This is a genomic window from Marinobacter shunpengi, from assembly GCF_045449695.1.
In the GTDB taxonomy this organism is placed as follows: Bacteria; Pseudomonadota; Gammaproteobacteria; order Pseudomonadales; family Oleiphilaceae; genus Marinobacter.
The window spans coordinates 269,772-281,043 of sequence record NZ_JBJJKZ010000017.1 but is presented as its reverse complement, the minus strand read 5'-3'; the positions used below and the strand labels follow the sequence as shown (position 1 = coordinate 281,043).

The 11,272-nt window shown below is 62.4% G+C and carries 10 protein-coding genes; 7 read left to right on the top strand and 3 right to left on the bottom strand.

Annotated features, from left to right (window positions below):
* Positions 1-210: 210 nt before the first annotated feature.
* The 7 genes from ACJO2E_RS16525 to ACJO2E_RS16495 all read left to right on the top strand — a co-directional run bounded on the left by ACJO2E_RS16525 (position 211) and on the right by ACJO2E_RS16495 (position 9,176).
* Positions 211-642, top strand: a complete 432-nt coding sequence (locus ACJO2E_RS16525; RefSeq protein WP_406965286.1) for a CoA-binding protein — start codon at positions 211-213, stop codon at positions 640-642.
* Positions 643-889: 247 nt separating this feature from the next.
* Positions 890-3,097: a putative bifunctional diguanylate cyclase/phosphodiesterase gene (locus tag ACJO2E_RS16520; protein ID WP_406965285.1), complete on the top strand. Its 2,208-nt coding sequence runs from the start codon at positions 890-892 to the stop codon at positions 3,095-3,097.
* Between the two features lie 69 nt (positions 3,098-3,166).
* Positions 3,167-3,475: a hypothetical protein gene (locus tag ACJO2E_RS16515; RefSeq protein ID WP_406965284.1), complete on the top strand. Its 309-nt coding sequence runs from the start codon at positions 3,167-3,169 to the stop codon at positions 3,473-3,475.
* A gap of 260 nt (positions 3,476-3,735) precedes the next feature.
* The gene (locus ACJO2E_RS16510; protein WP_406965282.1) at positions 3,736-4,176 is read left to right on the top strand and encodes a MerR family transcriptional regulator; all 441 of its coding nucleotides are present in this window, start codon (positions 3,736-3,738) and stop codon (positions 4,174-4,176) included.
* Entirely contained in the window at positions 4,169-6,721 is a 2,553-nt protein-coding gene (locus ACJO2E_RS16505; RefSeq protein ID WP_406965280.1) for a heavy metal translocating P-type ATPase, read from the top strand. The genes ACJO2E_RS16510 and ACJO2E_RS16505 overlap by 8 nt, the downstream gene beginning before the upstream one ends.
* 117 nt (positions 6,722-6,838) lie before the next feature.
* The gene (locus tag ACJO2E_RS16500; RefSeq protein ID WP_406965279.1) at positions 6,839-7,288 is read left to right on the top strand and encodes a DUF411 domain-containing protein; all 450 of its coding nucleotides are present in this window, start codon (positions 6,839-6,841) and stop codon (positions 7,286-7,288) included.
* Between the two features lie 166 nt (positions 7,289-7,454).
* A complete protein-coding gene (locus ACJO2E_RS16495) occupies positions 7,455-9,176 on the top strand; it encodes a sensor domain-containing diguanylate cyclase (protein ID WP_406965278.1) in 1,722 nt (573 codons plus the stop codon).
* 3 nt (positions 9,177-9,179) lie between these two features.
* Here the strand turns inward: ACJO2E_RS16495 and ACJO2E_RS16490 are convergent, their stop codons facing one another.
* From ACJO2E_RS16490 to ACJO2E_RS16480, 3 genes are read right to left on the bottom strand one after another with little or no spacing between them, the layout of a single operon-like run.
* Complete coding sequence (locus tag ACJO2E_RS16490) at positions 9,180-10,196, bottom strand: AgmX/PglI C-terminal domain-containing protein (RefSeq protein ID WP_406965276.1); 1,017 nt, start codon at positions 10,194-10,196, stop codon at positions 9,180-9,182.
* Position 10,197: 1 nt separating this feature from the next.
* Positions 10,198-10,722: an ExbD/TolR family protein gene (locus tag ACJO2E_RS16485; protein ID WP_406965275.1), complete on the bottom strand. Its 525-nt coding sequence runs from the start codon at positions 10,720-10,722 to the stop codon at positions 10,198-10,200.
* Positions 10,719-11,249, bottom strand: coding sequence for an ExbD/TolR family protein (locus ACJO2E_RS16480; protein ID WP_406965273.1), 531 nt, complete (start codon positions 11,247-11,249; stop codon positions 10,719-10,721). The genes ACJO2E_RS16485 and ACJO2E_RS16480 overlap by 4 nt, the downstream gene beginning before the upstream one ends.
* Between the last annotated feature and the right edge of the window lie 23 nt (positions 11,250-11,272).

Sequence of the window (11,272 nt, the reverse complement as noted above, 5' to 3'; positions counted from 1 at the left end):
CCACACGGCAGACTAATGAATCATACGGGCAATTCCACCCTCCGGCCCAGTGTCCCGCCCATTTTGCCTTGATAAAACAGGACTTCGGTCAACTTGGCCGTCATTTTCCGGTAGGCAGAGGCGAGTTGCACCCGTTAGTATGGGCCCTGGGAGTCTGCGCGGTAGAAATCGCGCAGACTCCCAGCAACACCACTATCCGGAGACTTATGCATGCCCGTAGAGCACCCGGAAATGATCCGCCAGATCCTGACCGATGTTCGCACCATTGCCCTGGTGGGTGCCAGCGAGAAACTCCACCGGCCCAGCCATGAAGTGATGGCCTACCTGCAGGGCCGGGGGTATCGGGTGATTCCGGTCAATCCCAGGCTGGCAGGCCGGACCCTTCTGGGCGAGACCGTCTATCCCGATCTGGCCGCCATTCCAGAGCCAGTGGACATGGCCGACCTGTTTCTGGCCCCGGAGCGGACCGACCAGGTGATCGATGCGGCCATCAGCTGCCGCATCCCGGTTGTCTGGATGCAGATCGGCGTGATCAACCATACCGGCGCCGGGCGGGCGGAAGCCGCCGGCCTCAAGGTGGTTATGGACCGGTGCCCGAAACAGGAAATACCGCGCCTGGGTATTCCCCCGGTCGCTGCCTGACCGTATAGTCTGGGGGCACAACCTGACGCACCTGGCGAAACAGTGACAGGGTGCCGCACATTTTTATTAAAAATGTGACATATTATTCAGGCGGCGTGTCATTTTGGACGCCAGTGCCCCGTCAGGGTTCTGGCAGCCGCTATAAGAAGAACAACAACGACGTGACCTTAACGCCCTGCTTCCGGAGACCCGTGTGCGTCTGAAACGCCCGCTATCAGTCGTCCTCGTTCGTCATTTAATGAGACCGATGTTTCCGGTCATCATCCTGTTGACCTTCCTGGGAATCGCAACCGCTCTCAAGCTGGGGCTGGATTCCGAGGAAGACGCCCAGATCCGCCAGACCCTGGCGTCCGAAACAGAGTCCCTGGCCCGCCGGCTGGAACATGACTTCCTCAATCACGTCATTGCCCTGCGCCGGATGGCCAGCCGCCTGGAACAACAACCCGATATGTCCAGGAAGTCCTGGAGCCAGGATGCCCGCAACTACCTCGAGGACTTCCAGACCTTCCAGGCCATCGAATGGATCGACCGCAATTTCGTGATCCGATGGATAGAGCCATTGGAGGGAAACACCGAAGCGCAGGGCTTCAACGTTGCCTTTTCCGAAGAACGGCTTGAGGAACTGACCCGGGCACGGCAGCAGGGCAGCCTGGATATTTCCGGCGTCATCAGCCTGACCCAGGGTGGCACGGGGCTGGTGGTCTATGCCCCGGTGGGCGCCGGGGCGGACAACAACGGCTTTATCGCCGGTGTTTTTCGCATGGAACGACTTGCCGATACTCTGATCATTCCCCATATCCGTGGCAACTTCAGTCTGGAGTTGCTGGAGGAAGGCGAAGTGACCTTCAGCCTTCCCGCCCAGACCGCCACCCAGAATCGTTTCTCCCATACCACCGCAACCAACCTGCCATCGGTGCAATGGGCCGTGCGGATCAGCCCCACCCAGGGGTGGGTGGAACGCTATCGTAGCAAATGGCCCTGGGCCACCTTCCTGAGCATGCTGGCACTGGGGCTGCTGGTTTCGCTCACCACCCTGCTGGTCCAGCTGGTACTGAAGCGCAACCAGGACCTGCTGCGAACCCGACGGGACCTGGAGGAAGAGATTGACCAGCGTATTGCCATCCAGCACGACCTGGAACGTCTGGCATCCACCGATACCCTCACGGGCCTGGCCAACCGCCGGTTCTTTATGGAGGACCTGGAGCACACCCTGTTGCAGGCCGACCGGCATATGCGACAGGTGGGGCTGATCATGATGGACCTGGACCGTTTCCAGATGCTGAACGACTCCCTGGGGCACCATTTCGGCGACGAGCTGCTGGCGATGGTCTCCAGGCGGCTCGACCAGCTCAGCGATGAACGAATCATGGTGGGATACTCCGGAGGCGACGAATTCATGGTCTGCCAGCAGCATGTGGATGACATCGACGACGTGATCCACCTGCTCGGCCAGATCAAGGGGTGTTTCGCCGAGCCGTTCGAGATCCACAATGAGAAGCACCACGTCACCGCCACCATGGGGGTTGCCGTCTATCCCCAGAGCGGCGTGGATGCAGACATCCTGCTACGCAACGCCGATATTGCCCTCTACCGCGCCAAGGAACAGGGGCGCAATACCTACCAGTTCTACACCGAGGGCATGCAGGAGCGGGAAGTGCGCCGCCTTGAGCTGGACAACGACCTGAGCGAGGCCCTGGCCCGGAACCAGTTCGAGCTCTATTTCCAGCCACAACTGGACCTGGCCACCTCCCAGTCGTCCAGCGTGGAAGCACTGATTCGCTGGAATCACCCGGAACGGGGTCTGGTCCCCCCCGTGGAATTCATACCGCTGGCCGAGGAAAGCGGTCGCATCACGGAAATCGGGCGCTGGGTGATCCGCGCGGCCTGCCAACAGATCCGCCAATGGCAGGGCACGGCCCTGGAGAACCTTCGTGTTGCAGTCAATATCTCCGGTCGCGAACTGGGTGAAGCCGACCTGCCGGAGTACCTGGCCCAGTGCTTTGATGAATACCAGGTCAGGCCCCAACAGTTGGAAATCGAACTGACCGAGGAATCGTTCATCGAGAACGTGAAACACAACCACGAGCAGATGAGGCGGATCAGCCAGCTCGGTGTTCACCTGGCGATTGACGATTTCGGGGTAGGCTATTCCTCCCTGGGTTACCTGCGGGACTTTACCGTGGACCTGCTCAAGATCGACCGCTCGTTCATCACCGATGTCACCCGGCGGCACGACGATGCGATCATCACCCGTGCCGTGATCAACCTGGCCCACAACCTGGGCATCCGGGTAGTGGCCGAGGGCGTGGAGACGGAGGAGCAGTTGGACTTCCTGAAGCAGCATCGCTGCGATATGGCCCAGGGTTACCTCATGAGCCGCCCGGTGCCGGCTGGCGACCTGCCGGACGTGATCGCCGGGGGCCTGTTGGCCGTATCCCAGCAGCAGGATCATTAAGAACCCCGCAAAGCACGTGGTAAAATAGCGTCAGTGCAACCAACTTCGAGCCAACCCGACGGGATATCCATGGCCAGCTACCTGACCCCGGAACAAGACCAGCGCCTGCGCCGCTGGGAGACTGTCAACAAGTCCTACTTTATTTTCGCGTTCCTGGCCATGATCTGTCTGCTGGTCTTCAGCAGCCAGTTGGGCCTGTCCAGCGGCGATAGCTGGGGGCCTCTTGGTGTTTTGCTGGCCCTGCTGATCATTCCCATCATCGTCCTCCAACTCCGCCTGAAGTGCCCTGCCTGTGAGCACCCTATCGGCTGGCAGGCCAAACTGATGGCGCCGGATCAGTGTCGGCATTGCGGGGTGTTTCTTCGAGCCCGCCGTTAGCCTGTCCTATCCTTTTGTAAGCCTGATAGGTAGGTGCCTGGGCTCTGGGGTGTTTCGTAGCAGCGCCATGGATGGCGCGGAGCAAGGCCGGTCCAGGGATGGACCGTGAATTGCGGCGAAGAAACACCCCAGAGCCCTACCAACCCCCGGGCCCGCCCCAAAGCCCAGCCCCATTCATCCCATCAACACCCAACCCTTGACCTAGGAGCAACTCACAGGTTTTAGTCTGCGGTTATTGATCAACCAAGTTGAGATAGCCCATGAAAGTCAGCGAACTGGCAAAAGCGGCCGAGGTAAACCCGGACACCGTCCGGTTCTACACCCGGGAAGGCCTGCTCAACCCCACCCGTAACCCGGACAACAACTACCAGCAGTACGACGCCGAAGACCTGCGCCGGCTCCGGTTTGCCCGCAAGGCCCGGCAACTGGGATTCTCGCTGCCGGAAATCCGCGCCATCCTGGAACAGGCGGACGAGCACCACTCCCCCTGCCCCATGGTCCGTGACGTATTCGAAGACCGGCTGGCCAGCGTGGAACGGGAAATCGCCGAACTCCAGCAACTGCGCGAACGCATGAGGAGCGCCCTCACCGCCTGGCAGGCCATGCCCGACGGCACCCCGGACGGCCATACCATCTGCCGGCTGATCGAACACTGGGACGATGAGCAACCCCACTATAACGGAGACTGCCACCATGGCTGATGTCGAAACCGTAACGCCCGCACTCTCCATATCCGGGGCCAGTTGCCAGGGTTGCATCGACAAGATCAGGGCCGCGCTGGCTCCCCTGGTGGATAGCACAGACGATATTGAGGTCGACCTGGAACGACAGACCGTGGCGCTCCCCGACAATGTGAACCTGGACGACGCCGCCGCAAGGGTTACCGACGCCGGCTATCCGGCCCAGGCCCTGACAGAAGAACCGGCCTCGTGCTGTCGGGGAGGCGGTGCTTCCGAAGAGCAGCCGGAAGCGCCAGCGCAAACGACAGAGACCACCAGCGGGGAAGACCAGATACAACTCGCCGTTACCGGTGCCACCTGCTCCTCCTGCGTCGCCACCATTGAGAAGGCCCTGACCTCCGTATCGGGAATTACCGGTGCGTACATGAACCTGGCCGACAACACCGCCACCGCATACGGTAACGCCAGCGCCGAGACCCTGGTGCAGGCCGTGAAAAGTGCCGGCTATGATGCCTCGGTGATTGAGGACGCAGAGGCCGCGGATCGCGAGAAGCAGGCACAGGACCGCAGGGACTACCGGGACATGCTGATCAAGATGGCCGTCAGCCTGGGGCTGGGGATCGGCCTGATGGTCTACGGCATGGGCTTCGGCTCCATGATGGTCGGCGACACCAACCAGCTCACCTGGATCAACCTGGGCATCCTGACCCTTGCGGTCATGGTGGCGACCGGGCGTCATTTCTTTATCGGGGCCGCCAAGGCTTTCCGCCATCACAATGCCAATATGGATACCCTGATTGCCCTGGGCACCGGCACCGCCTGGGTCTATTCGATGGTGGTGTCCATCTTCCCGGGTGTGTTTCCCGAGATGGCCCGCCATGTGTACTTTGAAGCCTCTGCCATGATCATCGGCCTGATCAACCTGGGGCATGCCCTGGAACTCCGGGCCAAGGGCAAGACCTCCGAAGCGGTCCGCCGACTGCTCGACCTGCGTGCAAAAACCGCCCGGGTGATCCGCGATGGCCAGGAGCAGGATCTGCCGGTGGAACAGGTTCGCAAGGGCGATCATATCCGCGTACGCCCCGGCGAGAAGCTACCCGTGGACGGCGTGGTGGTCGACGGCGACACCCGCATTGACGAGAGCATGCTCACCGGTGAGCCCATGCCGGTCACCAAAACCGCGGGCGATGAGGTCTCCGCCGGCACTCTCAATACCCAGGGTGCCATTGTCTATGAAGCCACCCGCGTGGGCAGCGAAACCGCCCTGGCCCAGATCATCAGGCTGGTGAAGAAGGCCCAGGGCTCTAAACCCGCCATTGGCCGGCTGGCCGATAAAATCTCCGCCGTGTTTGTGCCCAGTGTGATGCTGGTTGCCGTGGTCACGGCCCTGGTCTGGTTCAACCTGGGGCCGGACCCCCGGGTGGTCCACATGATGGTGGCGGCCACCACGGTACTGATCATCGCCTGCCCCTGTGCCCTGGGTCTGGCCACCCCCATGTCGGTTATTGTCGGCGTGGGCAAGGCCGCCGAATACGGCGTGCTGATCCGCCAGGGCGAAGCCCTGCAGACCGCCGGTAAGCTGGACCTGGTGATCCTCGACAAGACCGGCACCATCACCGAAGGACGCCCCAGAGTCACCCATGTCCATTCGGCAGATAACGACAGCGAAAGGCTTCTATCACTGGCCGCCGCCCTGGAACGGCACTCCGAACACCCGCTGGCAGAGGCCATCGTGAATCATGCGGAAGAACAGGCAGTGACACAGGCCACCGTGACCGGCTTCGAGGCCCTCAACGGCAAGGGGGTACAGGCAAACCTGGATGGCCAGACCCTGCGCCTGGGCAACCGCCGCTGGCTGGAAGAAGAGGGTATCGACCTTTCCTCCCTGGTAGACGCCGCCCGGTCGATCACCGACGACGCCGGTACGCCCCTGTTCCTGACCAGGGGAACCGAGGCCCTGGGGGTGATTGGCGTGGCCGACGCCATCAAGGAAGACTCCGGCGCCGCCATCCGCCGCCTTCACGATGCCGGCATCCGGGTGATGATGGTGACAGGCGACGTGCAGGCCACCGCAGACGCCATTGCACGCAAGGCCGATATCGACGATGTCCGCGCCGAGGTGTTGCCTGAAGACAAGGCCAGTATCGTGGAAGAGATGCGTGGCAAGGGCTACACCGTGGCCATGGTGGGCGACGGTATCAACGATGCCCCGGCCCTGGCCGCCGCCGACGTGGGATTCGCCATCGGCACCGGCACCGACGTGGCCATCGAAAGCGCGTCTGTCACCCTGATGCGTGGTTCCCTGCACGGGGTGGCGGATGCCATTGAGGTGTCCCGGGCTACGGTACGCAACATCCACCAGAACCTGTTCGGGGCCTTTGTCTACAACACCCTGGGCATTCCCATCGCCGCCGGGGTGCTCTACCCGGTCTGGGGTGTGTTAATGAGCCCGATCCTGGCGGGTGCGGCCATGTCCCTGTCGTCGGTCACGGTGGTCAGCAACGCCAACCGTCTACGGCTTTTCAGGCCCCGTCACACAACCGCTTCACAGGAGAGGAACCCATGACAACGTTACTGGTCAACCTGGCAGGACTGGTACTGATGGGCGCCATTGTCTGGTGGTTCTGGCTGTCCGGCACCGACGCTCCCGATACACAACACGATCATCACTGAGGAATACACCATGAAACAACGGATTCTGGCCGCTGGCCTTATCGCAGCACTGGCCACCAGCTACAGCGCCCTCGCCGAGGAAAGCGCCCTCTCCATAGAGGTCTACAAGTCGCCGTCCTGCGGCTGCTGCGGTGACTGGGTGGATCACCTGGAAGAGAATGGCTTTCAGGTGGATGTTACCGACACCGCCAACCTGAACCAGGTCAAGATGGACGCGGGACTGCCCCCCCAGCTATCCAGTTGCCATACCGCCTTTATCGGCGATTACGTGATTGAGGGCCATGTGCCTGCAGCGGACATCAAACGTCTGGTGGACTCGGCCCCGCAGGCCCATGGTCTGACCGTGCCGGGCATGCCCGTTGGTTCCCCCGGTATGGAAATGGATGACCGCAAAGACCCCTACCAGGTGCTGCTGTTCAACGAAGCCGGCCAGACACGGGTGTTTGCGGAATACCACTGATACGATCACAAGGGGCCACACTGGCTACGCATTGACCAGCAAGTGGTTTATGATTAGGGCCATTGTCCCGGCCCGTGAATTCACTGACTCATGACAAGGCGCCCAGACCTTCGTCAGGGAGAGAGGACCCGCCCGGACACGGTATCCAATCCGTAAGGAAAACGCCTTGAGCCTCAAGACACGCATTCTGGGCCTGGCCACGGCCCTAATCCTGGTGGCCTCGTTCGCCACCTGGGTGGCCTACCGCGCGCTGTCCGAGGACATCATCGAGCGCTGGGGCCAGCAGGTGGCGGAGATTCAGGTACGTTACGACAGCGCCCGACTGCTGCAATCCCTGGAACGGGAAATCGGCCTGGCCTGCCAGATGGCTGACTCCTCCACCCTGATCCAATGGGCCGAGTCTCCGGATGATCCGGCCCTGGAGGTCGCCGCCATCCGCCAGATGGAGAGCTTCCGCGCCAATTTCCACGACAACAGCTATTTCGTGGCCCTGCGGGCCAACGGCCATTACTACTTCAACAACGCCGACAACGACTTCGCCGGCGATCAGTTCCGCTACGTACTGGACCGCCAGGACCCGGATGACGCCTGGTTCTTCCAGTTGATCGAGGAAGGCCGCGACTTCCACCTCAACGTTAATCCGGACACCGAACTCGGCGTCACCAAGCTTTGGATCGACGTGCTGATGCGGGGCTCTGACGGCGGGATCCTGGGCATGGTGGGTACCGGTCTGGAGCTGGATTCCTTCCTGCAGGACATTGTCGATATCGGCCAGGATGGCATCACCACCCTGTTCGTGGACTACAACGGCGCCATCCAGCTCTACCGCGACCGTAACTACATCGACTTCGCCAGCATCATCAAGCCCGAAGGCCAGAAGAACACCGTTGACCTGCTGTTCGATGACCCGGACGACCAGAAAAAGGTGCTGGGCATGCTGCAGATGCTCAAGAACAGCGGCGGCGAACAGGGCAAGGTGACCAGCAGCTTTGTCACCGTGGATGGCCGCAAGCACCTGGCCGGCGTGGCCTACCTGCCGGCCATTGGCTGGTTCGAGATTACCCTGCTGGACCTGGAAACCCTGCTGCCGGTGAGTTATCTGTGGCCGCTGGTGGCGGTGTTCCTGGCCACCCTGCTGGTGACCCTGTTGCTGTTCCACCTGCTGATCAGCCGGCGGGTACTGAACCCGGTGATGGCGCTGGAAGAGGCCGTCAAACAGGTCCGGCAGGGCAATTTCAGACTGCCATCTCTGCCCAAACCCGACAATGAGATCGGTCGGTTAAGCAGTCACTTCGAGCAGATGACCGCCTCCCTCAAGGACTCCACCGAAGACCTCCAGGGCCAGGTGGACGAACGCACCCGTGACCTGCACCGGCTGGCGCGCCGGGATCCTCTGACGGAACTGGGCAACCGCCGCGCCCTGGACGAACTGTTCGCCGGCGAAATCGAACGGGCCCACCGGGAAGGTAACGGCTTTGGCGTGCTGTGGCTGGACATCGACCACTTCAAGACCATCAACGACGAGCAGGGGCACCAGAGTGGCGACGCCATCCTCTGCGATGTGGCCCACTGGCTGCGGGCCAGCCTGCGACCCTACGACCAGGCCGGGCGCTGGGGTGGCGACGAGTTCGTGGTCGTCCTCTCCCCCTGCGACAGCCATACCCTGTCCCACATCGGCCAGCGTGTCCGTAGCCATGTGGAAACCCAGAGCCAGGCCATGGGTATGCCGGTCACCATCAGCGTCGGCGGCCACCTGGCCAGACCCGGGGAAACCCTCGACGAGATTCTCAGACAGGCCGATCAGGCCCTTTACCGGGCCAAACAGGCCGGACGCAACCGCCTGGTGACCAGTGACCAGGAAGTGCCGGACACCGAGACCAGCGAATAACGGCTAACCCGGCAGCAGTTCGATCGGATAACGGATGGTGGAGCGACCAGCGCCGTCCTTCTCACCGAAGTTCACCAGTTGCAGGCGGGCGCAGATCTTCGCTTCCAGGGTCGGCTGATCCAGGGATGACTCCACCACCTTGCAACTTGAAACGGCGCCACTCTCCTCAATCACCAGTTCCGGCGTCACCGTGCCCCGCAGGGAGGGATTACGCCGCAACGCGCGGTTGTAGATACTGAACACCGCCGCCTTGTTGGCGTCCATGGTGCGGCGCAGTTCCTCACGACTGCGGCTGACCTGCCGGGTCGGCGCGGGGGTGGGCTCGGCCTGTGGCGTGGGCTCCGGTGAGGCGGTTTCCCGGGGCGCCTGCACCTGGGTTTCCTGGCGCTGTTGCAGGGCCACCTGCCGGGCCTGTTCCTCTGGCTGATGGTCGGATACACCCCGGGAACGTTCGCTGGTGGCCTGCTCGGCCAGGCGGTCGGTATCCGCTGCCGCCGTTGAATCGCTGCGGGCCCTGGGGCCCTGGAGCGAGGTGTCGCCGGAACGCTCCCGCAGGGCGGACAGTTCACTGCTCATGGCCATGATGCCGGTATTCCGGGCGGTTTCCCGGGCCTGCTCCTCTTCCGAGGGTTGCGGGCTGGGGGACTCGGGTTCCGGGGCGGCGGCGGTCTGTTCCGCCGGTGCCGGCCGGGGCTCCGGTTCGGGTTCAGGCGCCGGTTCGGGCTCGGGTTGGGGTTCCGGCTGAGATACCGGCTCCGGCGTGGGCTCGGGTGCCGATTCCGGCTCAGGTTCTGGCTCGGGTTCCGGTTCGGGCTCAGGCTCGGGTTCCTCCTCCAGAATCAGCTCCGCCAGTTGGGGCGGCTCTTCGGTCTCTTTTGGCGGTGGCTCCGGGATCGGCATGAACTCCAGCACCACAATGGCAGCCAGGAATACCGGCGCCAGCACCCAACTGATGATCCGCAGGCGACGGCGATCGCTGTCACTCTCTTCCCAGGGCAACCCATAGCGGCGCTCAGCCATGTTACGCGCCCTCCGGATTCTTCTGGGTAACCGCCAGGGAAATGGCCGAATAACCCGCCTCGGTGCAGGAGGCCATCAGCTTGCGCAGTACCGCGTAGGGCAACTCCTGGTCCGCCAGGATATTGACCGGTCGACCTGCCATGGCCGCTACGTCGCCGGCTGCATCGGTTTCCTCAACCCGCTCGGGCGCCTCCAGAGCCGACAGGGCCTGGGTCAGGGGCGGGGCGACCGCCGCTTCACCGGCTTCCAGATCCGCCCGGGTCATGATCAACTGACCATTGAGCAGGATATTGTCAGCGGTGACGATCAGGGTCGGGGCGTCCTCCGGCGACTGCTGGGACGTGGACTCCGGCAGTACGATTTCCGGGTTGTCGCTGATCAACTGGTTGTCTGCCGAGGAATTCACCATCAGGAAGAACACCAGGATGGTGAAGATATCCATCAGCGACACCAGGTTCAGCTTGCCCTGGTTTTTGGTGCGGCGATGGTGGCGCCGCAACCGGCGTGCCCGTGGGGACTCCTTCACGGCGACACCTCCCCAACACGACTCTGCGGGGCGTCACCCACGGAGATATTGGGGAACAGCTTCACCTCCACCAGGCTGGTCACCTCCACGGTGTGGAACGAGCGCACCGTGTCCATCACCCGGATCAGGGTCTGGTAGTGGGTGTCCGGGCTGGATTTGACGGTGATGTCCTCCTGCTCCGGCCATTGCTTCTTGAGCTGTTTCATCACCAGCAACAACTGGTCGTAGTCCGGCGTTGCCGTGTCGCCTTCTTCACTGTCGCTCACCTGCAATGGTGGAATCTCGCGGAGTACATGGCCTTCGCTGTCGGTGACCGCAAGCTGCTGCCCGGTGATGATCACCACGGGCCTTATCGGCTGCTCCTCGGCGGCGGCGCCGGAACTGCGTGGAAAATTCAGCTCAATGATGGTGGTGCGGGCAAAGACCACACTCATCAGTAGCACCGGCACCAGCACGATCATCAGGTTGAGGAACGGGGTGACGTCCAGGTCCGCTTCACTTGTCAGCCGGCGATGTCTGCGCCTCATGGCGTTCTCCTGACCAGTAGCAT

Bases quoted from the DNA above. Each gene is read 5' to 3' on its own strand.
- ACJO2E_RS16525 (WP_406965286.1), top strand. From the start codon at position 211: ATGCCCGTAGAGCACCCGGAAATGATCCGCCAGATCCTGACCGATGTT.
- ACJO2E_RS16520 (WP_406965285.1), top strand. From the start codon at position 890: ATGTTTCCGGTCATCATCCTGTTGACCTTCCTGGGAATCGCAACCGCT.
- ACJO2E_RS16515 (WP_406965284.1), top strand. From the start codon at position 3,167: ATGGCCAGCTACCTGACCCCGGAACAAGACCAGCGCCTGCGCCGCTGG.
- ACJO2E_RS16510 (WP_406965282.1), top strand. From the start codon at position 3,736: ATGAAAGTCAGCGAACTGGCAAAAGCGGCCGAGGTAAACCCGGACACC.
- ACJO2E_RS16505 (WP_406965280.1), top strand. From the start codon at position 4,169: ATGGCTGATGTCGAAACCGTAACGCCCGCACTCTCCATATCCGGGGCC.
- ACJO2E_RS16500 (WP_406965279.1), top strand. From the start codon at position 6,839: ATGAAACAACGGATTCTGGCCGCTGGCCTTATCGCAGCACTGGCCACC.
- ACJO2E_RS16490 (WP_406965276.1), bottom strand. From the start codon at position 10,196: ATGGCTGAGCGCCGCTATGGGTTGCCCTGGGAAGAGAGTGACAGCGAT.
- ACJO2E_RS16480 (WP_406965273.1), bottom strand. From the start codon at position 11,249: ATGAGGCGCAGACATCGCCGGCTGACAAGTGAAGCGGACCTGGACGTC.